Genomic DNA, 26,054 nt, shown 5'->3' on the forward strand with positions numbered 1-26,054 from the left:
AATATGGTTGTTGCCATTGAAAACGTAACTTTTGACCTGCCTCATATCAGGCTCGCAGGATTAAAATTCGGCGACAATGAAAAGCCATTGATTCTGGCACTGCACGGTTGGCTGGACAATGCCATGAGCTTTGAGCCTTTGGCCAGAGAGTTAACCGATTTCCAGTTGTTGGCCGTAGAGTGGCCTGGGCATGGGTATTCGGACCACAGACCAGGTTCAACGCCCTTGCATTGGTCTGATTATTTATTGGATCTTCATTGCCTGTTCAATCAGTTGCGTGATGAAGGTACAAGAGTGGAGTGTCTGCTTGGCCACTCTCTGGGGGGAATTGTCGCTTCGGCTTACACGGCGTTATACCCGGATCAGGTTCGCAGGCTTGCCCTGATTGAAGCGCTTGGTCCCTTGTTTGAGTCAGAGTCCAATATCCGCAACCGCCTCAGAACCAGTATTTCAGGCCATAGTGCACCGGCTAAGCCTGCAACTGTGTATCCGCAACTGGACACAGTGGTCAGGGCAAGACGCCAACTGACTGGTCTGAATGAAGGTTTTTGCCGCTTGATCATAGAGCGTAATATGCAGCCCAGTGACCATGGTTATCGATGGCGGACTGATCCCAGGCTCAGGCTGGACTCGCCTTTGAGATTCAGTTTCGAACAGGTCGATCAGTTAATGACTCAGGTACCTGTGGCCACCTTGTTACTCACCGGAGAGCAGGGGTTTAAACAACTGCACCAAGCCGGGCCCATAATGGAAAAATGGTATGCCAACCTCAGCCACCATATGTTGGCTGGAGATCATCATCTGCACATGGGGAATGCATCGGGTGCCGCCAATGCTCTGCGAGCGTTTTTGGTCTGACCGGTTAAACGGGATACAGGGTCTGGTGACCTTTGAAGATGGTTTTTGCAGCTTTTTGTCGTTGTTTTATAAAAAGCAACGCGATTGATGTGTAGTTGTTCTACATAAATGAGCGTTAATGCAGTAGAAAGCGACGACAAACGCTGCCCGAAGGGCTCGGCTATACGCGCTTTACTCTTTGTTGCAAGGTATTTGCTTAGGCCCCTTGGCGGCACACCTTGCGTCGCGATTAAAGCGCGTCTAGCTCGAGCAAAATTCAAACATCAAAGGTCAACAGACCCTAGGCAAATCCATCCATTTATGTGATGATGGTCAAAATTTCAAACGGGCGTATGATTTTTGTGCGGCCGTATAGAATAACAATCTGATTTGTAAATTATTCAGTGTGGCAGTGTCACTGATTTGACACCGCCAAAAGGCCTTTGCCTTGTATGCACTGCTTTTGGGGAACCTAGGAGAATTTTGTGAACCAGCCCTGGATTAATCACTTACCTGCCGGCGTGCAAGCTAGTATCGATGCCGATCATTATTCCTCATTGGTCGACATGTTTGAGCAGTCTGTTGCCAAATACGCTGATCAACCCGCATTCATCAATATGGGTGCGACGCTGACCTATCGTAAGCTCGAAGAGCGCAGTCGCGCGTTTGCTGCTTACCTGCAAAATGAACTCAAGCTGCAAAAGGGCGATCGCGTCGCTATTATGATGCCAAACTTGCTGCAATATCCTATTGCCCTGTTTGGTGTGCTGCGTGCCGGTTGCGTTGTGGTTAACGTGAATCCACTTTATACCCCAAGAGAGTTGAAGCATCAGCTCAATGATTCTGGAGCCAAGGCGATTGTCGTGGTGTCCAACTTCGCCCGCACCCTGGAAGAGGTGGTGGATGAGACACCGGTTGAAAGCGTGATTCTGACCGGTTTGGGCGATCTGCTGAGCCCACCCAAGCGTACTCTGGTCAACTTTGTTGTTAAGTACATCAAGAAACTGGTACCCAAGTATCATCTGCCTCAAGCGATCTCTATGCGTCAGGCGCTGTCCAAAGGCCGCCGTCAGCAGTATGTGAAACCTGAGATTGAGAATTCCGACCTGGCTTTCCTGCAGTACACAGGTGGCACGACCGGTGTATCCAAAGGCGCTATGCTGACCCATGGCAACGTGGTTGCCAACGTGTTGCAGGCCGATGGCGCATACTCACCAGCGCTGGGTAATGGTAAAGAGTTTGTGGTGACTGCGCTGCCTCTGTATCACATCTTCGCGTTGACAGTGAACTGTCTGCTGTTCCTGCACAAAGGTGCCAAGAACCTGCTGATCACCAACCCAAGAGATATCCCGGCTTTTGTGGGCGAACTGAAAAAGTATCCGTTTACCGCGTTGACCGGGGTGAACACTCTATTCAACGCCTTGGTTAACAATGCTGAGTTTGAGTCTCTGGATTTCTCCAAACTTAAGTTCTCAATTGGCGGTGGTATGGCGGTTCAGCGTGCGGTAGCGGATAAATGGCAGAGTCTGACCGGTACCCGCTTGCTGGAAGGTTATGGCCTGACAGAAGCTTCTCCTTTGGTAACCTGCTGCCCATATGACCTGGATGGTTATAACGGCTCTATTGGTTTCCCTGCACCAGGCACTGATATGCAGGTGCGTGACGACGAAGGCAATGTACTGCCCCAGGGCGAAGTGGGCGAACTGTTTGCCAAGGGACCTCAGGTGATGCAGGGATACTGGCAACGTCCGGAAGAGACTGACAAGGTGATTGACCAGAACGGTTGGTTGTCAACCGGTGACATTGGTTACATGGATGACAAGGGCTTCTTCTTTATCGTTGATCGTAAGAAGGACATGATTCTGGTTTCCGGCTTTAACGTTTTCCCCAACGAAGTAGAAGAAGTCGTCGCGCTGCACCCTAAGGTGGTAGAAGTGGCTGCCGTTGGTGTTCCTCATGAAGTGAGCGGTGAAATCGTTAAAGTGTTTGTGGTCGCTAAAGACAAATCTTTGACCGAAGAGGCGATTATCAAGCATTGCCGTCATCATTTGACGGGATATAAAGTTCCCAAGCTGGTAGAATTCAGAGATGAATTGCCAAAGACCAATGTGGGTAAGATCCTGCGCCGGGAACTTCGGGACGAAGTCAAGCGTGCATAATCTCCCTAAAGCCGGCGTCAGCCGGCTTTTTGTTGGTGAAGCGATGCGTGTTGCGCACTTTGGAGAAAAGTTTGATCGCGTTTCAATATATAGATAACCAAGCGGCTCTGGATGAACTGGTCGCCCTCTACCGGGAAACTGATTTGCTGGTATTGGATACTGAGTTTGTCCGCACTCGTACCTATTACGCCAGACTGGGGCTGATCCAGGCTTACGACGGTAAACATCTGGCGCTTATTGACCCCCTGGCGGTTGATGACCTTTCCGGTTTCTGGGACTTGTTGAAAGATCCCAAAATTACCAAGCTGGTGCACTCCTGCAGTGAAGACCTTGAGGTCTTTGCCCGCTATGGAAAGTGTCAGCCTGAGCCTCTGTTTGACAGCCAAATTGCCGCAGCACTGTGCGGTTGGGGCCATGGTCTGGGTTATGCCAAGCTGGTTGAGCAGCAGCTGAATATTGTATTGGATAAAGGTGAGTCCAGAACTGACTGGATGAAGCGTCCTCTGACTCCGGCCCAGCTGCAGTACGCAGCCAATGATGTTTATTATCTCTATCAGCTCTACCCGGCGCTGAAGGCAGAAGTTGAACGTCAGGGGCGAATGGATTGGGTATGGGAAGAGGGAAAACGGCTGACCAAAGGCCGTTTGGACAAACCCAATGCCGATGAGGCTTATCTCAGGATTAAAAATGCGTTTCAACTGACCCCAAAACAATTGGCGGTGTTGAAGTCACTGGCGACCTGGCGGCTCAATAAAGCGCTGCAACGGGACCTGGCATTGGGATTCGTGATGAAAGATCATGGCCTGATAGCCCTGGCCAGGAAGCAGCCTAAAGATATAGCCTCGCTGCTGCGCATGAATGAAGTCACCGAGCAGGAGAAGCGCCTACATGCGCGGGAAGTCCTGCAGGCCATTGCTGCGGCAGATTTGGATAATCCACCAGAGGCGTTGGATGTATTGGCACTGCGCCCTGGCTACAAGGCGGCATTTAAAGCCGTAAAAGCGGTATTGATTGCTATCTGTGAATCCCGTGAAGTACCGGAAGAACTGCTGGCATCCAAACGCCATATTCATGATTTTCTGCAGTGGCACCTGGATGGACGGGGCGAGCAATTGCCGTTGTTGCTGACGGGCTGGCGGGGAGATCTGGCGGCGGTTCCATTGCACACATTGGAATTTTCCATTTAAAAAAAGCGCCCACGGGCGCTTTTTTCTTTTCTGTTTAAGTCAGGTCAGCCTTTTTCAGGCAAGGTGACATTAAGCTCAAGTACCGACAAATTGTCATCATTCTGATCCAATTGAACAGACACCTGGTCCTCTTCAATGGCGACATATTTGCGGATCACCTCGATAATCTCCTGCTTCATTTGCGGGAAGTAATCTGGTGCACCACGCTCACTGCGTTGATGGGCCACGATAATCTGCAGTCGTTCTTTCGCGGTTACTGCAGTCGCGGGCTTTTTGTTGCTTCTGAAATAATCGAGTAAAGACATAAATTAGCTGCCAAATATCCTTTTTAAAAAGCCTTTCTTCTCCTCTGTGACAAAGCGCAGGGGAAGTTCCTCTCCGAGCAGTCGACTCACAGTATCCTCATAAGCCTGACCTGCATCGCTTTCTTTGTCCAGAATAACAGGGACACCCGCGTTGGAGGCTTTAAGTACTGCCTGAGACTCAGGGATCACACCCAGCAGTTTAATTGCCAGGATCTCTTCCACATCACCGACACTCAACATTTCGCCGGTTTTAACCCGGGTAGGGGAGTAACGGGTCAGCAGCAGGTATTCGCGGATAGGCTCCAGATTCTGCTCTGCGCGGCGGGATTTACTTTGCAGCATACCCAGAATGCGGTCCGAGTCTCTTACTGAGCTGACTTCAGGGTTGGTGGTGACAATAGCTGTGTCAGCAAAGTACAGCGCCATCATGGCACCTGTCTCGATACCTGCCGGTGAGTCACAAATAATGTACTCAAATCCTGCATCGGCCAGGTCGTCGAGCACTTTGCCCACGCCCTCTTTGGTCAGAGCATCTTTGTCCCGGGTTTGAGAGGCGGGTAAAATGTGAAGATTCTCGCAGCGCTTATCTTTGATCAACGCCTGATTCAGGTTGGCTTCACCATTGATAACATTGACGAAGTCATAAACAACCCGGCGCTCACAACCCATGATCAGGTCGAGATTTCTCAGTCCTATGTCGAAATCGATAACGACGGTTTTGTGTCCTTTCAATGCCAGTCCGGTGGCAATGGCAGCGCTGGAAGTGGTTTTACCCACGCCGCCTTTGCCGGAAGTGACCACAATGATATGTGCCATGTTTACCTATCCTTTGTCCGCCCGCTACAGGGGCAGTGTTTCGAATACCAACGAATCGCCGTTGAGGCGAATACAACCGCTTGTTGAGTCTGCATGCTCTGCGAGGTTTTCTGATAACCAGTATTGACCGGCGACTGAAACCAACTCAGCTTCCAGTTTACGGGCCAGAATCACTGCCTGGGTATTGCCCTTGGCTCCGGCCATGGCTTTGCCTCGCAGGGCACCAAAAATATGAATATTGCCATCGGCAATCACCTCGGCACCGTTGCCGACGTTTCCGAAAATAATCAGGTCACTGTTCTGGGCGTAAATCTGTTGTCCGGAACGAATATTTTGCTGAAGGATTCGGGTTTCTCTGTGTGGAGGTGGTGGGGTAACGACCGCTTTGCCGGTTTTGAGAATTGCCAGCCCCATAGTGCGGATCTGCCTGGTCATCGCTTCGTTGGCACCGGTAAAACCTACCAGCACCAGATTGTGCTGCTGCATTACCTGCCGGATCGCTGCGATGTCGAGTTCCGCCGATCCAATGGCTGACAAATTGACCACCAGAGGGGCGCCAACAAAGAACTGGGGAGCCTGTGCAATCTTGGCAGCCAATTCAGTGGCAAATTTATCCAAATCTGTGCTGTAAATGTGCAACACTGATAGTGTGAAAGACGCGCCTTTCAATTCAAGACTCGGGGTGGCCATCCCAGCGTACATCTCCAGAAAAAACTCAGTCTAATTGCTGAGTTGCATTATAATTTATGGGGTTCATGTTATAGTGTGGCCTTTGTACTGGCAAGATTTGATAACCCGGAATTTTGGACAATTATGCTGTGTGCCGTATATAAAAGCAGTCGTAAAGCCGACACCTATCTGTTTGTGAATAAGCGCGACTGTTTTGATGATGTTCCTGAGGCCTTGATGGAAATGTTTGGTGCTCCTCAGTTGGTAATGGTTTTCCCTATCGCTCAACGTGAGCATCTGGGATTGGCTGATATCAACCGTGTTCGTACCGAGTTGGCTGATAAGGGCTACTATTTGCAGTTGCCGCCACCACCTGAAAATCTGCTCCAGAGTCACCGCCAGGAGTTGGGACTCGAGGACTGAAACGGCAGGGTCTGTTGACCTTTGAAGATGGTTTTTTGCAGCACTTTGTCGTTGTTTTATACAAAGCAACGCGATTGAAGTGTAGTTGCTCTACATAAATGAGCGTTAATGCAGTAGAAAGCGACGACAAACGCTGCCCGAAGGGCTCGGCTATACGCGCTTTACTCTTTGTTGCAAGGTATTTGCTTAGGCCCTTAGGCGGCACACCTTGCGTCGCGATTAAAGCGCGTCTATCTCGAGCAAAATTCAACCATGAAAGGGCAACAGACCCTAGGGATGGAATCATGATGAAAAGGGAATTTTTCACAGTATTGGGCTGTATAGGCTTAGCCTCTATCGGTGGAGTAGCAGCCCAGCCTACCTTGACTTCCTCTGCCGCAGCGGGAATTGGCGCCGGCGGTGACAACTTCCGTCAATATTTAGCTCAGTTGCAGCAACAAACCCGTCCGCTTGGCTTTGATGAAACCTGGCTGGACAGTCAGTTTTCCCGAATTAAACGCTTTAAAACAGTCTCGCCGGCTCCCGTTGTGAAAGACGAGGCTCCTGCGACACTGGAAACTTTCCTGCCCAACCGTTTCTCTCAGACTCAGATTAATCAGGCAGTGCAGCTGCTGGATGATCATGGGGAGTTACTGGCGCAACTGGAAAATGAGTATGGAATACAACCCAGGTTCCTGATTGCACTCTGGGGTGTTGTCAGCGATTTTCAGTTGACTTCCAGTGCTTACCCTTTGTTGTCCGTCACCAGCTCGCTGGCTTATGAGCAACAGGGGGATTCTGAAGAGGTAGTTGCCGCGCTCAGACTGTTGGCCGCCCATAACCTGGACTCAGAAGAACTCTTGGGTGAGCGTGACGGCAAGCTGGCGAAGTCCGGCTTCACCCCCAGCATGTTGCTGGAGTATGGACGGGACGGTGATAAAGACGGCAAGGTTGATCACAGGAACTCGGTGGCGGATGTACTGGCTTCTTACGCTAATTTCTTAAGTAAGCAGGGGTGGAACAGTGATCAGATCTGGGGCCGCCAGGTTAAGGTGCCGCAAGACTATACCGGTCCCAGTGGCATAGCACATCAGGCTGGCTTTGTTGACTGGCAATCTGCTGGGGTACGCCGTTTTAATGGTCAGGACCTTCCCAACCGCGCGGATATGCAACCTTCGCTGGTACAGCCCGATGGTGCGACTGGCCGCTCCTATCTGGTCTATGATAATTATCGTGCGTTGCTTGCCTGGGATCAGGACCACTATTTTGCGCTCTCAGTCAGCTATTTGTCGGAAAGGATCCGTCCCGGGAAACAGTTGCCCAGTGAGAATGGTTCGCAAACGCCTGATACTGCGGGTTTTGATGTAGAATAGCGCGGTTATTTTTGGAACCAATAATTCTGCGAGTGCTATGTCTTTCTGGAAAGAGAAAAAACTGGCTGAACTGACTGATGAACAGTGGGAAAGCCTGTGTGATGGTTGCGGTAAGTGCTGCCTTAACAAACTAATCGACGATGAGACTGAAGAGCTGTATTACACCAATGCCGCCTGTCAGCTGCTTGACCGTCAAAATTGCCAGTGCACCCATTATGGCACTCGCTTTATCCATGTTCCTCAGTGTACCAAGGTAACGGCAGATAATATTTCTGAATTGACCTGGCTGCCTGAGTCCTGTGCCTACAAGCGCCTGAATGAAGGCCGGGATTTGCCATCCTGGCACCCACTGATTACCGGCTCTGACGACGCTATGCATGCTGCAGGAATGAGTGTTCAGGGTAAGGTAGTATGTGAATCCAGCGTGCGGGATATTGAAGATCACATAGTGCTTTGGCCACTGAAAGATATGGACTAACTTGATTCGATAAGTAAAAGGCCGCGTTAAACGCGGCCTTTTTCGTTTTGATAGACAGTTACTGATTGTCGTTCGTTGGCAGTTTGTGACGGTCACCACTCAGTCTCAAAGGAGGCTGGATCTCAGTCTGCTGGCTATTGGCCGATACTCTTGAGGATTGTTGACTCGATCCCAGTACCAGATTGGCGGCCCAGCTTTGACCAGCGTTCATCTGCACGGGCTCTGGTAAGCCAGCAACCAGAGTATTGCCACCTATCCCCGGCATCATCTTATCCAGTACCAGTGCCGCCCGCGACTGCAGAGTGTTATCGCCAATGCGTCCCCTTTGTCCCCAGTCCACGATGACAGTTTCAGCAGAAACCTGCTCTGGAGAGTTAGTGACGGCCACATCCCTCTGGATACCAAGACGATGGCTCATCATAGCTTCTTCAAACAACATGGCGGCATCTTCCCTTGTGGTGGAGTATGCATAGAAATCGCTGGCGATATCGTTGGAGAAGAAGTTGGTGATATCCGCTGGCAGATAAGCCTTTTGAGTCGCATTGGCGGTTTCACCCATAAACCTCACCTGAGCCAATCCCCGCATTTCACTGCTTTGCAGTGGGTACGCGCTGGTGAGCTGATCTGAAATCAGCAGCTTCTGGTCATTGCGGGTGACAAACTCATCATAGAGGGTAGCTGCATTGATGTTGTTATGAATGCTGGATGGGAAGAAATCATTGGCATGGGCCAGCTCGTGATAGAGCAAAGAGGCCAGATCCGGCTCAATATCATCCAGGGTTCGGGTCGTTCTGACTGCCGGGCTGTAGTAGTCACTGGCGTAATTATTGTCCTTGATATAGCGCCATGGCATCAGGAACTGCAGGTCATTACCAAAGCCACTGCGGAAGTCAGGTGCTTCATTGATGGTATCTCTCTGAGCGGGGGTCAGCCAAAGATCTGAAGGGTCCAGATATATCGCACCGGTTGCAACCCAATAGAAAGATGGGCGGATATCATAGCTGATCACCACAGCGGTGACAGATTGCAGCAGCTGGGCAAAATCTCCGTCCGGGTCTTTGTTTTGCAAAAACGCTTTGAAGTTATCACCCATCCAATCATGAGATACCAGCACTCTGTTCATAATGCTGTCCAGGTTTGGTGTGCTGTTGACCTGTCCCAACAGGGGGAGTTCACTGACGGTACACTGAGCCAGTCTGACTTGCGTGTTATAGATGCACTTCTCTACGGCCGAGGCGTAATTTGAGTCTGGGTTATAGGCATGGACTCTGGCCGTCTGAGTATCAAACAGGGCATTACTGCCTATGGCCGGTTCGTCTGTTACCAACAGATAAACATCGTCTGTCTGATTGTTGCGGCTGGCCCGGATGTGGATCACACTGTCGCTGCTGACCTGAGGTGCTGTCATCAGCGGTCTATCTGCATTATCAAGATCTGCCTTCAGCGCAGGCCCGGAAACCTGACACCAGGAGGCATCACCGCTGGCTCCAGTATCATCCAGACGCAGACTGATGCCATCACCTTCGGCCACCTGATGGTCCAGCCGTACGTTCAGGGTGTTGGTATTTTGCGCTGAGGCGGTAATGTTAACGCTTGCGATCTGTTGTTGACCGTTACGGTTTACCGTTAATTCAAACTCATAGTCACCGCTTTGCGGGAGTTCCATTGCCAGTACGGGACTTTCGCTACTGACCAACTCAACACTGGTGCCACTGAGTTGGCGCCACTTGAACAGGGCGCCAACACTGTTCGGAATTGTGGCCACTATACTGACTGGCTGCGCAGCGGCATAGGCTGGCTCGAGCCAGAATTGGATATCTGTATCGGTTGATTGACTGCTCAGACCCGGGATATCACCACTGCATGCTTGCAGGTTATCCGAGGGTTGAGGTGGGGGAGGCGTCGGGGTTACGCCCCCATCATCGCTGTCACCACCACCGCCACATGCAGTCAGCGTGAGCAGTGATGCTGCTGTCAGAATATGTAACTTCCTCATGGGCCGGGCACTCCATTGTTGTTATTTTTCCTTTGCCAGCTTGAATATAGCATGGGGATTTCAGGTGGCAAAAATGTGTGGGTGTTTATAAATGACCTGTTGTTGGTTTGATTGCTTTCATGTCTGCGCCCAAAGCTGATTCAAGCGCTGGAATAGTAAATTGATACCCCTGGTCAGGCGGTGAGGATCAGCTTGTGTTCATGCAAAAAAGGCCGCAAATGCGACCTCTTGTTGGTTGGAATTGGTGGGCTATTTGCGCTTTTTCAGTCCAAGCCCAAGCTCTTTTCCCCGCAGTCGGGCATAGAAAGAAAAGCCGGTCAGCAGAGCAAGCAGCAATAGGGTTTCTATCAGGGCAAATAGAAACGCACCATCCGCGACATAGAGAAGTGTTAAGCTGTGAAGCAGATACAGGCAGAGGATAAATCCGCCCCAGGCATAGGTGTATGGATTACCCTGAATAACACCTTTCAGGGGCAGTAGCAGTGGCAGAATCCACAGCAGGCTGAACAGCAGCGAGTATTCTCCCGACAAGCCCTGACCAATAAACCATCCGGACAGCAGCAATAACAGGGCGATATATCCGGCGCGGCATAGTTGAAACAAAGTCCCTGTGTTCATGATCTTCCTTAAAGCAGTGACAGAATATTTTCCGGTGGGCGACCAAATACTGCTTTGCCACCAATGATTACGATTGGACGCTCGATCAGTTTTGGGGTACTTGCCATAGCGGCAATCAGGTCATCACCCGCAACTGAGGCCAGTTGCTGCTCTTTATATTCCGCTTCTTTGGTGCGCATCATCTCGCGTGGATCGGCAAGTCCCAACTGCTTCATCAGTTGTTTAATTTCATCTGCATCAGGGGCAGTTTTCAGATATTCAACAATGGTGATATCACAACCTTTCTCTTCCAGCAGTGCCAGAGTTTGACGGCTTTTGGAGCAACGGGGGTTGTGGTAAATGGTGGCTTGAGTCATGGGAAAACCATCCTTTGTTATTGATCTAATTGGCGGAATGATACCAAAAACTGTGAGCGTAATCCGGTTTTATAGTGCGGTATTTTCGATTGAGACAACAGCCGGTTAAAAAACCGGCTGTGTTGTCAGCGAGCTTACTTCAGGGCTTCAAGTGCTTGTTCAGCCTGTTTGAACTGACGGATCCTGGCTTCAATTCTGGCTTGCTGCAGGGTATCCCCTTCGGCAGCGCGAAACGCGAAGTTCAACTGGTCAACAGCACCTTTGTAGTCGGCTGCCAATGCCAGGGTTTCCGCCATAACAAAGTGTTCCATCGATTTGTTGCCAGCCTTCTTATATGAGTCCGTCAGCAATTGATAGGGAAGCGGATTGTTTTTATCCAGGAAAATCATGTCTTCCAACAAGGGGATAGCCTGATCTTCCTTGTCGGCCTCATTGTAGATATGAGCCAGGTTAATGTTGACCACCTGAGAGGTCGGTTTTAACTCCCGTTCGGCAACCAGCATATTGATGGCGTCGTCATAATCTTTGCGCTGGGCCAGCAGATCGGACTTGGTGTCCAGATAGAAAAGGTTATTGGGGTCACCGCGAAGCAGCTCATCAATAATCTCTTCAGCCTGTTCGAATTCATCCATACGGAACAGTGCCAGCGCCTTGCCATACAACGCGGCCTCCTTGAATGCGTAATTCTTCTTGGTCAGCTGTTGCTCAAACAGAGACAGCGCAGCGGCCTCGCTGTAGCTGGAGAATCGTACCTGCACCCTGGCTTTCGCCAGCTGGAAGTTCAGTGCATCAGGAACATACCTGTCTGGGTAGCGGGTAGCGCGGTTACGGGCTTCGGTGATACGGGACTCAGGTAATGGGTGAGTCAGCAGCATCTGAGGCGGCTTGGTGGTAAATCTGTATCGGGTCGCCAGTTTGCCAAAGAAATCTGCGGCGGCATTGGGATCGAAACCTGAATCCACCATCACCTGCATACCGATACGGTCAGCTTCTTTTTCGTGCAGGCGGGTATAGTTGATCTTGGTTTGCGCTGACAGTGCCTGGGTCGTTGCCAGCGCCGCCATACCTGCCTGAGGGGCCGCGATGGTCAGAAGAATTGCGCCAAGCATACCGGCCACTGTGGCAGGAGCCGCTTTCTCCTGAGCTTCAAATGAGCGGGCCAGGTGTCTTTGGGTGACGTGGGTAATTTCGTGGGCCAGCACGGACGCCAGTTCACTTTCATTATCGGCGTTTAGAAACAGGCCTGTGTGAATCCCCACATGACCACCGAAAAAGGCGAAGGCGTTGATTTCATCGTTTTGTAACACGAAGAAATAGAAAGGGGTTTTAACATCAGATGCATGGGCCACCAGTTTGTTGCCCAGTTCAGTCAGATATTGATTCAGCACAGGATCATTGACCACGGGGGCAGAGGCTCGAATCACCCGCATATAGGCATCGCCTATCTGGTTTTCTTTTTCCAGACTGAAAGTGTTGACGGCAGCTGTGCCTAAGTCCGGCAGGTCATTACCGGAAAAACCATTGGCAGGACGGAAACTGTCTGCCAATACTGAACCTGTCATTGTCAAACTCAGGGCTGCGGCCACCATAGTGTGGGCAAAACGAGAAGGCTTCAATATACGCAAGCGAGTCCTTTATATTCATTCTCAGTGGAAGGGGCCGGGTCTGTGACTTGAGGTTTAAGTCGCAAGTTAGGATAATGGCCGTCCCTTACCGATAGCAAGATCATTATGGAATTTATTGATTTAACTGCTTTCCGATGTCCGATTCCTTTGGTCAGGGTCAAAATGACACTGAAAGGATTGGCCCCAGGTTCGCAATTACATGTCTTGCTTTCAGACCAAGGTTCCCGCTCAGATGTTCCCGCATTTTTAAAAAAACAGGGGCACAGTGTGGAAACCTCCATTACAGCTGAAGGCGCGCTTGCTTTGGTTGTCACCAAATCAGAGGGCTGAGTATTGGTTGTGGTGAAACCGACTCAATGCTTGCTCATGATATAAACTTTACGCAATACGGATTTACAATTTCCTCCAGGCTAACCTGAGTAGATCCGATAAATTCATAAAAGGAGCACCAGTCTCCTGTCTGTTGTTTGCAATCACACAAATTTTGGGACGTGGCATGATTAGTTTTGTTCAGCATTGGTATAAGAAGCGCTTCAGCGACCCGCAGGCCGTCACTCTGGTCTTTATCCTGATTGCACTTGCCGCCTTGATTTACTTTGGCGCCAGCATCCTGGCTCCAATTTTTGTGGCTTTGGTGCTGGCTTTCTTGCTGGAATGGCCCGTAGCCCAGATGTCCAGAATTGGTGTTAACCGGACTGCAGGAGCGTCGCTGGTGCTGGTGCTGTTTGTTGGGGTCATGTTACTGACGGTATTTGGTTTGATCCCCAGCTTGTGGAAACAGGGACTGTCGCTGCTCAGTGAGTTGCCAAATATGCTGGATAAGGGCCTGGCCATGGCAGAAGATTTTGCCAGTCAGTATCCCAAATATATTCCCCCTGAGCAGCTGGATACCATGGTGGAGCAGGCTCGCAAACTAATGGATACCCAACACCTGCTGGATCTGGGTAAACACCTGCTTGGGTATTCAGCCTCAGTGCTGGTGCTTATGGTGTACGCCATTCTTGTTCCCTTGCTGGTGTTTTTCTTCCTTAAGGACAAGAAGGAGCTGATGCTGGGGGCCAAACGTTTCTTCCCGGCCAATCGTCAATTGGCCAGTAAGGTGTGGGAGGAGATGAACCAGCAGATATTCAACTATATCCGGGGTAAAGTGATGGAGATTATTATCGTTGGCGCAGCCAGCTATATCTTTTTTGCCATCATGGATTTACGTTATGCCGCCTTGCTCGGGGTATTGACCGGGCTGTCGGTGTTGATCCCCTATGTTGGCGCTACTTTGGTGACCCTGCCTATTGCTCTGGTCGCTTTCTTCCAGTGGGGATTCAGCTCAGAGTTCGCTTATCTGATGCTGGGATATGGCATCATTCAGGCGCTGGATGGCAACCTGCTGGTGCCTTTACTGTTTTCTGACGCCGTAGATCTGCACCCTGTGATTATTATTGCCGCTGTGCTGGTGTTCGGTGGGTTATGGGGAGTGTGGGGCGTGTTCTTTGCTATTCCTCTGGCATCGCTTATTAAAGCCGTGATTAATGCCTGGCCCGAGTTACCGCCGCAGTCATCGGCTGATCCGGGAGAGCAGGAGGCTGCCGACAAGCAGCTAGAATCCCGGGTTGGTCAGTAACTCAGCAGCAACTGGCGACTGCTGGCAATCAAAGCCCGGTAGATCAGTGTGGTCTGCTTGGCTTTGATGTTCCAGTGTTGCCAATACAGGGGCACCTCTTTCCTCATCCCGGGGGTCAACTCTACCAGCACGCCGGTCTCCAGCAGCGGCTGGGCTTGCAAATGGGCCACCAAGCCATACCCCATATGATTTCGAACGGCATCCAAAAAGCCCTCTGATGAGGGAATGGTGTGCTGCCAGATATTGACTTCATCCAGATCGAAATAGCGCTTCAGAAACTTGTGATGGAGCTTGTCCTTGGTGCTGAATATCACCGCAGGGGCGGCCAGCAGCGCCTCTTTGTTAATTCCGTCAGCGAAATATCTGTCCCTGAACTCAGGCGTTGCGACACACAGATACTCCATGGTTCCCAGTGGGTCACTCTTACAGCCGGGCAGCGCCTCTTCTGTGGTGGTAACACAACCAACCACATCGCCATTACGCAGCAGGTTATGTGTGTAGGACTCATCATCCACAATCAATTCCATCAGCCAATTGCGCCGATTGAACAGGGGAGACAGGGCGGGTAGAAACCAGGTGGCCAGGGTATCTGCGTTAACCGCTATGCTCACTGTGGTTGGCTGACTGGGATCATCTCCATCCATTTCTGCCTGCAGTTCCTGCTCCAGCATCTCGACCTGAGCATAATGGCGCAACAGTCGCTTCCCCAAAGGGGTGGCTTCCACAGGTACACTGCGGATCACCAGCGACTGACCGATTTTCTCCTCAAGGGTTCTGACCCTTTGGGATACAGCCGACTGAGTGATGTTGAGCACTTTAGCTGCCCGTTCGAAACCCCCTTCAGAGACAACGGTAGCCAGCGCCTTAAGTTGCAGATAATCAAACATGAATGACGATATTTTGTCGAATTTATATGGATATTAGCAAAACTGATGGAGTATAAAAAATATTAGTTTAACTTGTGATTCTGTTGCCTGTACTCTGGCGTCATCGGTTATCGGATATGACTTTTGGAGTAGTCATGCAGACAGCATTTATTCAAGGTATAGCTATAGGTGGCAGCCTGATCATGGCTGTTGGTGCACAGAATGCGTTCGTGCTCAAACAGGGGATTAAACGCAGTTATCCGCTGCCCATTGCCATTTTGTGTTCAATCATAGACGCATTGATGATTACTGCCGGTGTGATGGGCCTGGGGCATTTGATCACCAGTATGCCCATGATTAAGCATCTGGCCAGCTTTGGTGGTGCCATATTCCTTATCTGGTATGGGGCTAATGCACTTAGAGACTCCTTCAGGACTAAAGGTCTGGATCTGCAGCAGGAGCAGGGGGCTGATACCCTGAGAAAAGCGGTATTGACTACGCTTGGGATCAGCTTGCTGAATCCGCATCTGTATCTGGATACTGTAGTGCTGCTGGGCAGTATCAGTACTCAGTTTGATGACACAGTGCGTCCCTGGTTTGGTGCCGGGGCTATATTGGCGTCCTTCCTGTGGTTCTTCAGTCTGAGCTTTGGTGCACGTCTGTTGGGACCTTTATTTGAAAAGCCGGTCGCGTGGCGGATATTGGACAGGTGTATCTGTCTGACTATGTGGAGTATCGCAGTGGCCCTGATGTGGCCTTACATGAAGATGCTTGGTTGATGTAAAACAAAAAAGGTCCCGCGGGACCTTTTTTAATTTAACCTTTCAGATAGTTCAGCACCACTTCGTGGTGGTCTTTGGTTTTAAACTTGTTGAACACATGCTGGACTTTGCCATCCTGATCCACCAGGAAGCTCAGGCGGTGAATACCATCATAGATTTTGCCCATAAACTTCTTTTCGCCCCAAACGCCAAATGCATCGGCGATAGCATGGTCTTCGTCACTCAGCAGTGAGAAGTTGAGTTCATGCTTGTCTGCAAATTTGGCCAGTTTGGCCACAGGGTCCGGGCTGATACCCAGTACCGTGACATTCAAGGCATCCAATTCGGCTTTGGTATCGCGCAGTCCGCAGGCCTGAACAGTGCAGCCTGGGGTCAGCGCCTTGGGATAAAAGTAAACAACAACCGGACCTTTTTTCAGACACTCTTCCAGAGAAACCTGATTGTCCTGTTGATCTTTAAGCGTGAACATGGGGGCCTTATCACCGGCTACCAATGTTTTCATGGGCATTTCCTTCTTGGTTTTCTAGTTCGACTGGCGATATCAGGACGCTTCAATACCCTGCATATGCTTTATTGAGCACTCCAGTGACATCTCTTCTGCGAGCTCATAGATACTCTTTTCCAACTTTTCCAGTTCAACTTTTTCAGGAATATTGATGGCCAGAAAAATGGATTGGTGTTGGTTACCCTGTTCATCTTCTTCCGCGTGAGATCGAACAGCGCCCAGGTCCAGCGCTCTGTCAGCAAGAAATTGAGTAATCTGCTTCATGGTGCCGCGCTGGTCGCTGCCCTGGAAGTTAACTTCAATGCGGGAGATATAGTTTTGAGGAGTATGTTTGGAGGTGCGCTTCATGACGGTAAGCAGCTCCAGCTCGAGACTCAGACCGGGCAGACTGGTTTCTATTTTGGTAATTGCAGCCCAGGAGCCTGAAACCATCATGATCAGGGTAAATTCGTTTCCAAATATCGCCATGCGGCTGTCGACGATATCACAGTCACAATCACTGGCTAAACGTGCCAGCTTACTGACTATACCGGGACGGTCAGCCCCCATGGCCGTGACGACCAGGTAGTTGGTCATGCATTTTCCTCGTTGTATTTCGACATCTAAGTTCAGCTGCGGTGAACCAGAAGGTTCAGCGGCCAATAATGCTACCATAAGTTATTCGTTTTGATAGCCCTGTGGCCGCTTGTCATTATTCTGCAGCATCAGTACCATAGCTTCTCCAGAATTCTTGGGGAAGTCAGATGTTAAACGGAAGCATAGTTGCCCTGATCACGCCGATGACGGCAGAGGGTAAAGTCGATTACGCCAGTTTGGAGAGATTGGTTGAGTTTCATATCACCGAAGGAACGGATGCTATCGTTTCTGTCGGTACCACTGGTGAGTCGGCCACGCTGCCGGTAGCTGAGCATATTGAAGTCGTTGCTCAAACTGTAAAATTTGTCGCGGGCCGGATTCCAGTTATCGCAGGTAATGGTGGTAATGCCACGGCTGAAGCCATTGAACTGACTCTGGGACTGTCCAAAGTAGGCGTCGATGCCATGCTGGGCGTGACTCCCTATTACAATAAACCCACCCAAAAAGGCCTGGTTGCACACTACAAAGCGGTGGCCGCCAGCACTGATGTGCCTCAAATTCTTTACAATGTACCCGGCCGTACTGCTGTCGATCTGTTACCTGAGACGGTTGCAGAGTTGTCTGTGGTCGAGAATATTATCGGTGTGAAAGAAGCGACAGGCGATCTTATGCGTGTCAGTCGGTTACGTGAGCTTTGCGGCGCAGACTTTAAGCTGTACAGTGGCGATGACGCTACCGCCTGTGAGTTTTTGTTACTGGGTGGCGACGGTGTTATCTCTGTGGCCAATAATGTGGCACCAAAGGCATTTAAAGCTATGTGTGAAGCGGCGCTTAAAGGCGATGCTGAACTTGCCCGTCAATATGATGAGCCATTACGCGGTTTGTACCGGGACCTCTTCTGTGAAGCAAACCCAATTCCGGTAAAATGGGCAGTCCACCGCATGGGACTGATTAATAATAACTATATTCGCTTACCTTTGACTGAACTTTCCGACACTTATCATGGTCAACTAGTGCAAGCGATGGAAAAAGCCCAAATAGAGGTTATCTGATACATGCTCAAGCATCTTACCCCTGTGCTGCTGGTGTCTACCCTGGCAGCCTGCAGTACACCAATGGAACGCCGTCAGGCCAATGGCAACGAAGAATACCTGAATGCAGGTGCCGGCCGCGCTGAGCTGGCGATCCCTGAAGGATTAAAAGCGCCGACATACAGTCGCGAATTTGCGATTCCAGAGCTGGGCCCCAAGGCCGATGCCACTTTAGTCGGCACCCAACTGGATATTCGACCTCCTCTGCAGGTTCTGCCAATGGCAGAAGGTACTCATGTTGAAGAGGGCAGTGACAGCATCAAGATTGTGGTTGAGTCTGTCGACAATCAAATCGATCTTAAGCGTGAAATGTTTGATTACCTGCTGGCTTTTCTGGCCAAGCGAGAGATTGCTGTTGCCAGCCAGAACTATGAGTCAGGTGTAATCGATACAGACTGGATTGAGTACCAGGAAGTGGTCGACTCCAGCATGTTTGGCTCTGACAAGGTGTACAGCCTTAAACAGAAGTACCGCTTTGACGTTCAGGTTCGCCCACACGGCCGTACCGGTGCCATTGTGATTGAGCTGCTGGATCACCAGGAAAGCTATGATGGTGACGCTCAGGACTCGCTGCTGACTGGTGAGGACAAGCGTCGCTATACCATTGATATGCTGAACTCTGCGATTGCTTATATGAGTCTGCAGCGTGACAAAGCACTGCGTGCCAAGCGAGTTCAGGAAAGCCTGGGTATTCAGGTTGAACTGGAAAACACTGAGCAGGCCTATTATCTGGCCGAAGCTGATTTCGATAAGGTGTGGAACCGTTTGCGCATTGTGTTGCCTGAGATGGGCTTCGAAGTGGCCGATATGGACCGCAACAAGAAACTGATCTTTATCAACTATGATGATGACTCTGGCTTCTGGAGTTCCCTGTGGGGTGACGAAGAGTTGCCACTGGAGAAAGGTGGTTACCGTCTGCTGTTGGAAAACACAGATAACCCTGACCAAACCCGCATCCTGCTGCGCAGCATCTCAGATGAGCCACTGGACAATGAGGTTATTGAGGGTGTTTACAACGCCTTTAAAGAGCTGATGAGCGAAGACCGTAAGGTACGCTAAGCAAACTTGATAAAAGAGCGCCCACTGGGCGCTTTTTTATTGCCTGATCAAAGTCAGTCACTCCCGCTCGCTGTTGGAATAGAAGAGTGATCACAGTCTGGAAATGCGCTGATACCTTAAGCCCCTGAGTCATGAGATAACGCCATTATGCTATCTGAGGTCGAACTGCCGGGAGAAAGCGGCGCAGGGGGCTTGGAGTCGCCCGCAGACCGTATTCAGGCGTTATGCCGGTCTCATGGTCCAGGATAGGCACTAAGTGCTGCAGGAGTGTTCTGGTGAGTCTTTACAGTGGGGCAAATGCAGGAAGCAAGCAACGAACTGCCACAAGAAGCAAAAAGAGTTGGAAGGGAAAGGAAGCCTTGGAACAGATAAAAGTCAAAGCCACCCGATAACAGGTGGCTTCGTGAAGGCGAATCAGAAGGTAGAGGTGTCTGAGAACACGCCTACTTTCAAATCTGTCGCGCTGTAGATTTCGCGGCCATCCACTTCCAGTGTCGCATCGGCGATGCCCATGATCAGTTTTCTGTGGATGGTACGTTTGATATTCAGCTTGTAGGTCACTTTTTTAGCGCCTGGAAGCACCTGGCCGGTAAATTTAACTTCACCTACGCCCAATGCACGGCCTTTACCCTGTGCACCTTCCCAGGCCAGATAGAAGCCAACCAGCTGCCACATGGCATCAAGGCCCAAACAGCCAGGCATGACAGGGTCACCCGGGAAGTGGCAGTCGAAGAACCAAAGATCAGGGTTGATATCCAGTTCAGCAATGATTTCGCCTTTGCCAAATTCGCCACCATCTTCATTGATGGTCACAATGCGATCCAGCATCAACATATTGTCTACGGGCAGGCGAGGGGAGTTTTGTCCGAACAGATCTCCATACCCGCAGGCCATCAATTCTTCTTTGCTGTAACTGTTAGCTTTAGTCATTGTTATAGGTACTCCTGATTTTGTTGACGCCAAGATTAGCGAACAGGTGTACGCCTAACAACTCCGATCAGCTGGAAAATCCTAATCTGGATCTCAACCTTTCCCAAAAGCCTAGCTCTTCTTCCCCATGGCCTGCCAGTTTATCGAGTCTTTGTTGCACTAATCCGTACAGTGTCTCATCAGGGAAATTGTTATTTTCATCTGCTTCGCCAGCAGGTTTGTTCATCAGCAGCTCAACGGCTTCATCCATATGCGCGACCTGATAAAGGTGGAACTGACCTTCATTAACAGCCTCAATGACACGGCTGGGCAGGTTCAACTGCTGGAGATTAGCCCGGGGAATGATAACCCCTTGATTACCCGTCAATCCTCTGCGGAAACACAGGTTGAAAAAACCTTCAATTTTTTCGTTTACGCCACCAATAGCCTGGACGTTACCCAGCTGATCCAGTGCGCCTGTGACGGCTAACGACTGGTTGATGGGTTGTTCAGCAATGGCTGAAATCAAACAGCAGTATTCGGCGAGAGATGCACTGTCTCCATCAATCTCCTGATAGGACTGCTCAAATACAATATTGGCGTTAAGGTGCAGCGGGGCGTCACGACCGAATATCCGGTACAGGCAGGCGGACAGAATCATCATGCCCTTGGCATGAATATTTCCGCCAAGTTCGGATTTTCTTTCAATATCAGCAACCTCACCATCTCCATAGTGTACTGAGGTGGTAATGCGCGCGGGCTCGCCGTAGCAAAAATCGATAGAGTCTATAACGGTCAGGCCGTTAATTTGGCCGATAACTTCACCCTCTGTGGGCAGGTTGATAAAGGCATCATCAAAACTCTGTGCTGCAAACAGCTCTGAGGCATTGTGTCTGAACTGTCTGGCCTCCATCGCTGCCTGGATGGCTCCGGCATCAAGATGAGGGTTTTCACTTAAAGCTGCTGCTTGAGCTAACAGTCGTACCATTTCTCCCGAGCTCAGGCTCAATCTCTGCTGATGTTCTGTCAGACGGGCACTGAATTGACACAGGGGTTGCAGTGCTGACTCATGGAGTGTCAGCTCACGGGAACTGGCGAGGGCATGTAAAAAGGCGGCATATTCATCCACGCTGTGTCTGCCGAGATCCAGTTCATGGGACATTTCGGCCAGCAGGGGAAACAGTTCAATGAAGCGGCTTTCCTGATATCTCAAGCCTGCGTACAGCTCACCATTGCCGATAAGAGTGACTTTGGCTTTCAGAGCTACGGTGTCACCATTGGCCTGCTGGATTTGATTGTGTTCCAGACAATGGCATAACAGTTCCCAAAGGTTTTCTCTTTTGATCAATGACTCAGCATCGATGACCAGGTGTTGTGATTTAGCCAGAGCCCCTGGTGCCCACGAACCATCTGCAAGACGTTGGCCGATAAGATCCTGGCGTCGAATATTGCCTCTCAGATATTGCCAGCTGCTTTGCTTATATTGCTGTAGCAGGGAATGCAGCAGCAAGTCACGGGCGATCCCGCTGAAGTCGGCGATATACAGGTTCTGACCGGAAGCCAAGGCGAGTTTTATGGTGTTTTGCAGGCGTTCCTGACCAACAAGTAAAGCTTCTGCAGATGGCACTGAGCTCTGGCCAAAAGCGTATTGCGGCGCCAGCGCGGTCACCGGTATCTTGGTAGATGTCATGTTTATCTTTTTTTCGAAAAATTACGGCGATATTAGCACATTCCATTCATCCTCAGTTCGGTTTTGCGTTTATCCGGTATCACGGGGCAATGAAAAGGTTAGATTCGAATGAAAAACTGTCGGTTTGGGCTAAATTTCGACGAACAGTCAGGGGTATACAAAATTACTGTTTACAAGCAAAAGGTCGCTGGCTATTATGCCCGTCATCCGGAGGGGTGGCAGAGTGGTCGAATGCACCGGTCTTGAAAACCGGCATGGGTTAATAGCCCATCCAGGGTTCAAATCCCTGCTCCTCCGCCATATTTAGAAAAGCCCGCTTAGTTTTAAGCGGGCTTTTTACTGATGGATGGGATACCCATCCAGACTCATATCAAGGGCTTTAATCCCTGCTCCTCCGCCATATGATGTGAAAAGGCTCGCTAGAAATAGCGGGCCTTTTTGCTATTTAGGTTTTTGCAGGATGGGAGGCCCATCCAACTCATACCAAGAGCTAGAATCCCGGGTCATCCGCTATATTCTACAGAACGCCAGTAATGCAAGTTACTGGCGTTTTTGTTTTAAGGATGGGCTGGCCCATCCAGACTCGTATAAAGGGCTTTAATCCCGGCTCCTTCGCCATATTCGATGAAAAGGCCAGCTCGCAAGAGCAGGCCTTCTGCTAATTAGGGTTCGTATGATGGGACGTCAATTCTAATCACACCAAGGGCTCACACTCTCATTTTTTCCCGTTTGCCAATCCGGCTTAGTCTGTCATCCCGCTGCTCTGGATTTTTCGCCGTAAAAAAGGCCGCATCTGAGTGCGACCTTCCATTGCGTTACCCTGTGTTCAATATTGACTCTGCGCGACTATCGCGCTTACCCAACAACAGAAGCGGGGAAACCTGACGTCTATTTTGCTTTTCTGAATAATGGCAGCAGAAAAACCACAGCCATAATCAGATAGATGCTGAAGGCTATCTGCATCCACTGAGTCATGGACAGTCCCAGCATGCCCCAAACATCATCTGTACACATTCCCGTGGGCATAAATACCTGTGGCAGCCAGTCATGTAACGGCAGGCTTTCGGGGAAGTTGGGCATAAAGTCACAGGTGGCAAAAGGAGAGGGATCTGACTGGATATTGTAAAGCTCGGTTGCCAGCATAAGCCCCCAACCTGCGCTGACTATCCAAAGCAGATAGGCCGGAAATCTCAGCATGCTCTTTGGTGCAATGCTGCCCAGCAGGCCGGCCAGCAAAATACCCAGTACAGCGACCCTTTGATAGACGCACATTACACAGGGGTTCAGGTGCATGACATATTGAAAGAATAGGGCGGTAGCTTCAAGCAGAAGGGCGCTGCCCCCAAGCAGATACCAGGCGAGGCGGGATTGGGCGAATCTGGTTAGTCCTGTCACGGTAAACTCCTGAACCAATGAAAAAACGCCCGCATTTGCGGGCGTTTCAGGACTTTACTCAAGTCACCTTTTCAGGTCAACTGTGATCAATGACCCACTGCAGAAGAAACGGCTTCAGCGGCAGTGTGGTGGCCAAGTGCTCCAATTTCATAGAAATAGTGAGTCATCTCGGTCAGGAAACCGGTTTCGATGGTCAGCAGACCAACTACAGACAGTACTATGGTGTATGGCAAGGCCATCCATACCATGCGACCGTAGGACAGTCGGATGAGCGGAGCCAGTGCTGAAGTCAGCAGGAACAGGAACGCAGCCTGACCATTTGGTGTGGCAACTGACGGCAGGTTGGTACCTGTGTTAATGGCCACGGCCAGCATATCGAACTGGTCACGGGTGATCTGGCCACTCAACAGGGCGGCTTTCACTTCGTTGATATATACGGTACCCACGAATACGTTATCAGACACCATAGACAGCAGGCCGTTGGCGATAAAGAAGATCACCAGCTGCATGTTGCCTTCAAACTCCAGTGCCCATTGAATCACAGGTGCAAACAGCTTCTGGTCGATAATAACGGCTACAACGGCGAAGAATACCGCCAGCAGTGCGGTAAATGGCAGTGCTTCTTCAAAAGCTTTACCCAGAGCGTGCTCGTCGGTGATGCCGTTAAACGCAGTACACAGAATGATAACGGTCAGACCGATCAGACCCACAGAAGCCAGGTGCAGAGCCAGACCCACAATCAGCCAGATACCAACCAGTGCCTGAACAATCAGCTTAACTTTATCTCTGTTGGTACGGCTTGCATCTTCGTGTGCATCATAGTCACACAGGATCTGACGAACAGACTCAGGCAGCTCAGCGCCGTAACCGAAGATTTTGAACTTCTCAACCAGGAAACAGGTTGTCAGACCGGCAAACAATACCGGAATGGTAACCGGAGACATACGGATAAAGAACTCTGCAAACAACCAGTTGGCCTGTGCTGCAATGATCAGGTTTTGAGGCTCACCCACCATGGTACATACACCACCCAGAGCGGTACCTACACCAGAGTGCATCAGCAGGTTACGCAGGAAGCCACGGAAAGCTTCAAGCTCTTCAGTGTTCAGGGCCTGTTGACCATCATTGGTGTGGTCATGATCAGCACCGAAATCTTTACCAGATGCCACTTTGTGGTAAATGGCGTAGAAGCCCACAGCCACAGCGATGATTACTGCGATTACGGTCAGCGCATCCAGGAAGGCAGACAGGAAAGCAGATGCGCCACAGAACAGCAAAGATACGGCCAGCTTGGAGCGAACCTTGGTGATCATCTTGGTGAAGCCAAACAGCAGCAGCTGCTTCATAAAGTAAATACCGGCGACCATAAAGACCAGCAACAGCAATACTTCCAGGTTGGCTTCAATCTCATGCAGCACCATGCTTGGACTGGTCATGCCAATCAAGACGGCTTCAATGGCCAACAGGCCACCGGGCTGCAATGGATAACATTTAAGCGCCATCGCCAAAGTGAAGATAAACTCGATAACCAATACCCATCCGGCGACGAATGGATTGATATAGAAGAGTATCGGGTTAATTACTAAGAACGACAGAATTGCGATTTTGTACCACTTGGGTGAGTTACCCAAGAAGTTACCAATAAACGCCTGACTCATTGTCAAAGGCATGGCACCCTCTCTAAAACAAAAGAATGTTAAGTGTTGTTTGTGAAAATGTTGCGCGCCTGACGGCGGGGCAAAAGTGTACCGCAAACGATACTCTGAATGTAGTGGCTTAGCGATTGCTAAATATTAAAAAGCAGAGCTGCACTGCAAATTCAGCAGCAGACTATATTTGTTTGTTTCAAATTTGACCAAGAAAATGCGATTAACTTTTGATCTTAATCCCGATTTTGCTCCAGTGGTTTTCATTTTTTGTCCATCTGGTATGATGAGTGCCCTCCATAATAAATATGCATAACCATTGGATTAACGGCTGATGATAATCAATGCCAAAGGGCCTGCCAGCTTTGCTGAGAAGTACATAGTGCAATCTATCTGGGAAAACAAATTCCCTCCCGGGTCCATTTTACCTGCTGAGCGCGAGCTGTCCGAGTTGATTGGGGTCACACGGACAACCCTGAGAGAAGTGCTGCAGCGTCTTGCCCGTGATGGCTGGTTGACCATTCAACATGGTAAGCCAACCCGGGTGAACAATTTTTGGGAGACCTCAGGGCTGAATATTCTGGAAACCATTGCGGATCTGAACCCGGAAGGTTTCCCTGAGCTGGTAGACCAACTCCTGTCTGCCCGCACCAATATCAGTGCTATCTATTTCCGTGGGGCCCTGCGTCACAGCCCTCAGATAGCGTTGGAAACTCTCAGTGCAATCCATGATATGGAAGACACTCCCGATGCCTATGCAGAGTTTGACTACAACCTGCATCACTCGTTTGCCTTCCACTCAGGAAACCCACTTTACGTGCTTATCCTGAACGGGTTTAAAGGGCTTTACAGCCGAGTAGGGCGTTACTACTTCACCAGCCCTGAAGCGAGACAGCTGGCGCTGGCGTTTTACCAGAAGTTGGAGTTGCTTGCTCAGGCCGGTGATTACGAACAGGTACCTGTGCTGATGCGTAGCTATGGTATTGATTCGGGTAAGATGTGGATGCAACTGCGTGATGCCATGCCTGCGGATATCGCCCAGGACAATTCTTGATGTTGTGTTGCGCATAAAAAACACCGCCTGATGGCGGTGTTT

General features: G+C 50.2%; 26 protein-coding genes and 1 tRNA gene. 13 read left to right on the forward strand and 14 right to left on the reverse strand.

Annotated features, from left to right (window positions below; all coding sequences use genetic code 11):
- Positions 1–3: 3 nt before the first annotated feature.
- The 3 genes from ACFOE0_RS14275 (at position 4) to rnd (ending at position 4,183) form a co-directional block, all read left to right on the forward strand.
- Entirely contained in the window at positions 4–858 is an 855-nt protein-coding gene (locus ACFOE0_RS14275) for an alpha/beta fold hydrolase (protein ID WP_248937113.1), read from the forward strand.
- Positions 859–1,322: 464 nt separating this feature from the next.
- Positions 1,323–2,996, forward strand: a complete 1,674-nt coding sequence (gene fadD, locus ACFOE0_RS14280) for a long-chain-fatty-acid--CoA ligase FadD (RefSeq protein WP_248937114.1) — start codon at positions 1,323–1,325, stop codon at positions 2,994–2,996.
- Between the two features lie 71 nt (positions 2,997–3,067).
- Positions 3,068–4,183 (forward strand): ribonuclease D, encoded by a 1,116-nt coding sequence (gene rnd, locus ACFOE0_RS14285; RefSeq protein WP_248937115.1) that lies wholly within the window; start codon positions 3,068–3,070, stop codon positions 4,181–4,183.
- A gap of 44 nt (positions 4,184–4,227) precedes the next feature.
- Here the strand turns inward: rnd and minE are convergent, their stop codons facing one another.
- The 3 genes from minE to minC are packed head-to-tail and all read right to left on the reverse strand — an operon-like array spanning position 4,228 to position 5,994.
- Positions 4,228–4,488 (reverse strand): cell division topological specificity factor MinE, encoded by a 261-nt coding sequence (gene minE / locus ACFOE0_RS14290; RefSeq protein WP_115137730.1) that lies wholly within the window; start codon positions 4,486–4,488, stop codon positions 4,228–4,230.
- A 3-nt stretch (positions 4,489–4,491) separates the two neighbouring features.
- Positions 4,492–5,304, reverse strand: coding sequence for a septum site-determining protein MinD (gene minD / locus ACFOE0_RS14295; RefSeq protein ID WP_115137731.1), 813 nt, complete (start codon positions 5,302–5,304; stop codon positions 4,492–4,494).
- A gap of 24 nt (positions 5,305–5,328) precedes the next feature.
- Entirely contained in the window at positions 5,329–5,994 is a 666-nt protein-coding gene (minC, locus tag ACFOE0_RS14300) for a septum site-determining protein MinC (RefSeq protein WP_248937116.1), read from the reverse strand.
- Positions 5,995–6,117: 123 nt separating this feature from the next.
- Here minC and ACFOE0_RS14305 point away from each other — a divergent pair, with 123 nt between their 5' ends.
- The 3 genes from ACFOE0_RS14305 to ACFOE0_RS14315 all read left to right on the forward strand — a co-directional run bounded on the left by ACFOE0_RS14305 (position 6,118) and on the right by ACFOE0_RS14315 (position 8,226).
- Complete coding sequence (locus tag ACFOE0_RS14305; RefSeq protein ID WP_115137818.1) at positions 6,118–6,396, forward strand: YcgL domain-containing protein; 279 nt, start codon at positions 6,118–6,120, stop codon at positions 6,394–6,396.
- A gap of 284 nt (positions 6,397–6,680) precedes the next feature.
- Complete coding sequence (locus ACFOE0_RS14310; RefSeq protein ID WP_248937117.1) at positions 6,681–7,748, forward strand: lytic murein transglycosylase; 1,068 nt, start codon at positions 6,681–6,683, stop codon at positions 7,746–7,748.
- A gap of 37 nt (positions 7,749–7,785) precedes the next feature.
- Positions 7,786–8,226: a YcgN family cysteine cluster protein gene (locus tag ACFOE0_RS14315; RefSeq protein WP_248937118.1), complete on the forward strand. Its 441-nt coding sequence runs from the start codon at positions 7,786–7,788 to the stop codon at positions 8,224–8,226.
- 58 nt (positions 8,227–8,284) lie between these two features.
- Here ACFOE0_RS14315 and ACFOE0_RS14320 read toward each other — a convergent pair whose 3' ends face one another.
- From ACFOE0_RS14320 to bepA, 4 genes are all read right to left on the reverse strand, one after another.
- Complete coding sequence (locus ACFOE0_RS14320; protein ID WP_248937119.1) at positions 8,285–10,222, reverse strand: PKD domain-containing protein; 1,938 nt, start codon at positions 10,220–10,222, stop codon at positions 8,285–8,287.
- Between the two features lie 249 nt (positions 10,223–10,471).
- On the reverse strand, positions 10,472–10,840 hold the full coding sequence (locus ACFOE0_RS14325; RefSeq protein ID WP_115137736.1) for a DUF2069 domain-containing protein: 369 nt from the start codon (positions 10,838–10,840) through the stop codon (positions 10,472–10,474).
- 8 nt (positions 10,841–10,848) lie between these two features.
- Positions 10,849–11,196 (reverse strand): arsenate reductase (glutaredoxin), encoded by a 348-nt coding sequence (gene arsC / locus ACFOE0_RS14330; protein WP_115137737.1) that lies wholly within the window; start codon positions 11,194–11,196, stop codon positions 10,849–10,851.
- A gap of 134 nt (positions 11,197–11,330) precedes the next feature.
- Complete coding sequence (gene bepA / locus ACFOE0_RS14335) at positions 11,331–12,785, reverse strand: beta-barrel assembly-enhancing protease (RefSeq protein WP_115137738.1); 1,455 nt, start codon at positions 12,783–12,785, stop codon at positions 11,331–11,333.
- 141 nt (positions 12,786–12,926) lie between these two features.
- Between bepA and ACFOE0_RS14340 the strand changes: the two genes are divergently transcribed.
- Together ACFOE0_RS14340 and ACFOE0_RS14345 are read left to right on the forward strand one after the other, a co-directional pair.
- The gene (locus ACFOE0_RS14340; RefSeq protein WP_248937120.1) at positions 12,927–13,151 is read left to right on the forward strand and encodes a sulfurtransferase TusA family protein; all 225 of its coding nucleotides are present in this window, start codon (positions 12,927–12,929) and stop codon (positions 13,149–13,151) included.
- A 166-nt stretch (positions 13,152–13,317) separates the two neighbouring features.
- Positions 13,318–14,439 carry an AI-2E family transporter gene (locus ACFOE0_RS14345; protein WP_248937121.1) on the forward strand — a complete coding sequence of 374 codons (1,122 nt, stop codon included), beginning with the start codon at positions 13,318–13,320 and terminating at the stop codon, positions 14,437–14,439.
- Here ACFOE0_RS14345 and ACFOE0_RS14350 read toward each other — a convergent pair.
- On the reverse strand, positions 14,433–15,326 hold the full coding sequence (locus ACFOE0_RS14350) for a LysR family transcriptional regulator ArgP (protein WP_248937122.1): 894 nt from the start codon (positions 15,324–15,326) through the stop codon (positions 14,433–14,435). The genes ACFOE0_RS14345 and ACFOE0_RS14350 overlap by 7 nt on opposite strands.
- 134 nt (positions 15,327–15,460) lie before the next feature.
- Here ACFOE0_RS14350 and ACFOE0_RS14355 point away from each other — a divergent pair, with 134 nt between their 5' ends.
- A complete protein-coding gene (locus ACFOE0_RS14355) occupies positions 15,461–16,084 on the forward strand; it encodes a LysE/ArgO family amino acid transporter (protein WP_248937123.1) in 624 nt (207 codons plus the stop codon).
- Between the two features lie 37 nt (positions 16,085–16,121).
- On the opposite strand, the gene bcp is transcribed toward ACFOE0_RS14355, so the two are convergent.
- Positions 16,122–16,589 carry a thioredoxin-dependent thiol peroxidase gene (gene bcp, locus ACFOE0_RS14360; RefSeq protein ID WP_248937124.1) on the reverse strand — a complete coding sequence of 156 codons (468 nt, stop codon included), beginning with the start codon at positions 16,587–16,589 and terminating at the stop codon, positions 16,122–16,124.
- Positions 16,590–16,628: 39 nt separating this feature from the next.
- Entirely contained in the window at positions 16,629–17,168 is a 540-nt protein-coding gene (locus tag ACFOE0_RS14365; RefSeq protein ID WP_248937125.1) for a glycine cleavage system protein R, read from the reverse strand.
- A gap of 167 nt (positions 17,169–17,335) precedes the next feature.
- On the opposite strand from ACFOE0_RS14365, the gene dapA reads away from it, so the two are divergent.
- Positions 17,336–18,220, forward strand: coding sequence for a 4-hydroxy-tetrahydrodipicolinate synthase (gene dapA, locus ACFOE0_RS14370; RefSeq protein WP_248937126.1), 885 nt, complete (start codon positions 17,336–17,338; stop codon positions 18,218–18,220).
- Positions 18,221–18,223: 3 nt separating this feature from the next.
- Entirely contained in the window at positions 18,224–19,318 is a 1,095-nt protein-coding gene (gene bamC / locus ACFOE0_RS14375) for an outer membrane protein assembly factor BamC (protein ID WP_248937127.1), read from the forward strand.
- A 414-nt stretch (positions 19,319–19,732) separates the two neighbouring features.
- On the opposite strand, the gene fabA is transcribed toward bamC, so the two are convergent.
- Entirely contained in the window at positions 19,733–20,248 is a 516-nt protein-coding gene (gene fabA / locus ACFOE0_RS14380; protein WP_115137747.1) for a bifunctional 3-hydroxydecanoyl-ACP dehydratase/trans-2-decenoyl-ACP isomerase, read from the reverse strand.
- A 67-nt stretch (positions 20,249–20,315) separates the two neighbouring features.
- Positions 20,316–21,917 (reverse strand): S16 family serine protease, encoded by a 1,602-nt coding sequence (locus ACFOE0_RS14385; RefSeq protein WP_248937128.1) that lies wholly within the window; start codon positions 21,915–21,917, stop codon positions 20,316–20,318.
- Between the two features lie 209 nt (positions 21,918–22,126).
- Between ACFOE0_RS14385 and ACFOE0_RS14390 the strand changes: the two genes are divergently transcribed.
- Positions 22,127–22,217, forward strand: a tRNA-Ser gene (locus ACFOE0_RS14390).
- Between the two features lie 588 nt (positions 22,218–22,805).
- On the opposite strand, the gene dsbB is transcribed toward ACFOE0_RS14390, so the two are convergent.
- Both dsbB and nhaB read right to left on the reverse strand, forming a co-directional pair.
- The gene (gene dsbB / locus ACFOE0_RS14395; RefSeq protein ID WP_248937129.1) at positions 22,806–23,312 is read right to left on the reverse strand and encodes a disulfide bond formation protein DsbB; all 507 of its coding nucleotides are present in this window, start codon (positions 23,310–23,312) and stop codon (positions 22,806–22,808) included.
- A gap of 86 nt (positions 23,313–23,398) precedes the next feature.
- Positions 23,399–24,982 carry a sodium/proton antiporter NhaB gene (gene nhaB / locus ACFOE0_RS14400; RefSeq protein ID WP_248937130.1) on the reverse strand — a complete coding sequence of 528 codons (1,584 nt, stop codon included), beginning with the start codon at positions 24,980–24,982 and terminating at the stop codon, positions 23,399–23,401.
- A gap of 310 nt (positions 24,983–25,292) precedes the next feature.
- Here nhaB and fadR point away from each other — a divergent pair, with 310 nt between their 5' ends.
- Positions 25,293–26,012 carry a fatty acid metabolism transcriptional regulator FadR gene (gene fadR, locus ACFOE0_RS14405; RefSeq protein WP_248937131.1) on the forward strand — a complete coding sequence of 240 codons (720 nt, stop codon included), beginning with the start codon at positions 25,293–25,295 and terminating at the stop codon, positions 26,010–26,012.
- Positions 26,013–26,054 lie beyond the last annotated feature (42 nt).

It is taken from the genome of Shewanella submarina, assembly GCF_042646185.1.
In the GTDB taxonomy this organism is placed as follows: domain Bacteria; phylum Pseudomonadota; class Gammaproteobacteria; order Enterobacterales; family Shewanellaceae; genus Shewanella; species Shewanella corallii.

What these genes read in the sequence shown, in the direction of transcription:
- ACFOE0_RS14365 (WP_248937125.1), bottom strand. Translation starts at nt 17,168, where the DNA reads ATGACCAACTACCTGGTCGTCACGGCCATGGGGGCTGACCGTCCCGGT.
- nhaB (WP_248937130.1), bottom strand. Translation starts at nt 24,982, where the DNA reads ATGCCTTTGACAATGAGTCAGGCGTTTATTGGTAACTTCTTGGGTAAC.
- ACFOE0_RS14340 (WP_248937120.1), top strand. Translation starts at nt 12,927, where the DNA reads ATGGAATTTATTGATTTAACTGCTTTCCGATGTCCGATTCCTTTGGTC.
- minE (WP_115137730.1), bottom strand. Translation starts at nt 4,488, where the DNA reads ATGTCTTTACTCGATTATTTCAGAAGCAACAAAAAGCCCGCGACTGCA.
- ACFOE0_RS14325 (WP_115137736.1), bottom strand. Translation starts at nt 10,840, where the DNA reads ATGAACACAGGGACTTTGTTTCAACTATGCCGCGCCGGATATATCGCC.
- minD (WP_115137731.1), bottom strand. Translation starts at nt 5,304, where the DNA reads ATGGCACATATCATTGTGGTCACTTCCGGCAAAGGCGGCGTGGGTAAA.
- ACFOE0_RS14310 (WP_248937117.1), top strand. Translation starts at nt 6,681, where the DNA reads ATGATGAAAAGGGAATTTTTCACAGTATTGGGCTGTATAGGCTTAGCC.
- ACFOE0_RS14305 (WP_115137818.1), top strand. Translation starts at nt 6,118, where the DNA reads ATGCTGTGTGCCGTATATAAAAGCAGTCGTAAAGCCGACACCTATCTG.
- ACFOE0_RS14385 (WP_248937128.1), bottom strand. Translation starts at nt 21,917, where the DNA reads ATGACATCTACCAAGATACCGGTGACCGCGCTGGCGCCGCAATACGCT.
- ACFOE0_RS14275 (WP_248937113.1), top strand. Translation starts at nt 4, where the DNA reads ATGGTTGTTGCCATTGAAAACGTAACTTTTGACCTGCCTCATATCAGG.
- bcp (WP_248937124.1), bottom strand. Translation starts at nt 16,589, where the DNA reads ATGAAAACATTGGTAGCCGGTGATAAGGCCCCCATGTTCACGCTTAAA.
- ACFOE0_RS14350 (WP_248937122.1), bottom strand. Translation starts at nt 15,326, where the DNA reads ATGTTTGATTATCTGCAACTTAAGGCGCTGGCTACCGTTGTCTCTGAA.
- bamC (WP_248937127.1), top strand. Translation starts at nt 18,224, where the DNA reads ATGCTCAAGCATCTTACCCCTGTGCTGCTGGTGTCTACCCTGGCAGCC.
- ACFOE0_RS14345 (WP_248937121.1), top strand. Translation starts at nt 13,318, where the DNA reads ATGATTAGTTTTGTTCAGCATTGGTATAAGAAGCGCTTCAGCGACCCG.
- bepA (WP_115137738.1), bottom strand. Translation starts at nt 12,785, where the DNA reads ATGGTGGCCGCAGCCCTGAGTTTGACAATGACAGGTTCAGTATTGGCA.
- ACFOE0_RS14315 (WP_248937118.1), top strand. Translation starts at nt 7,786, where the DNA reads ATGTCTTTCTGGAAAGAGAAAAAACTGGCTGAACTGACTGATGAACAG.
- arsC (WP_115137737.1), bottom strand. Translation starts at nt 11,196, where the DNA reads ATGACTCAAGCCACCATTTACCACAACCCCCGTTGCTCCAAAAGCCGT.
- ACFOE0_RS14320 (WP_248937119.1), bottom strand. Translation starts at nt 10,222, where the DNA reads ATGAGGAAGTTACATATTCTGACAGCAGCATCACTGCTCACGCTGACT.
- fadR (WP_248937131.1), top strand. Translation starts at nt 25,293, where the DNA reads ATGATAATCAATGCCAAAGGGCCTGCCAGCTTTGCTGAGAAGTACATA.
- fabA (WP_115137747.1), bottom strand. Translation starts at nt 20,248, where the DNA reads ATGACTAAAGCTAACAGTTACAGCAAAGAAGAATTGATGGCCTGCGGG.
- minC (WP_248937116.1), bottom strand. Translation starts at nt 5,994, where the DNA reads ATGGCCACCCCGAGTCTTGAATTGAAAGGCGCGTCTTTCACACTATCA.
- dapA (WP_248937126.1), top strand. Translation starts at nt 17,336, where the DNA reads ATGTTAAACGGAAGCATAGTTGCCCTGATCACGCCGATGACGGCAGAG.
- ACFOE0_RS14355 (WP_248937123.1), top strand. Translation starts at nt 15,461, where the DNA reads ATGCAGACAGCATTTATTCAAGGTATAGCTATAGGTGGCAGCCTGATC.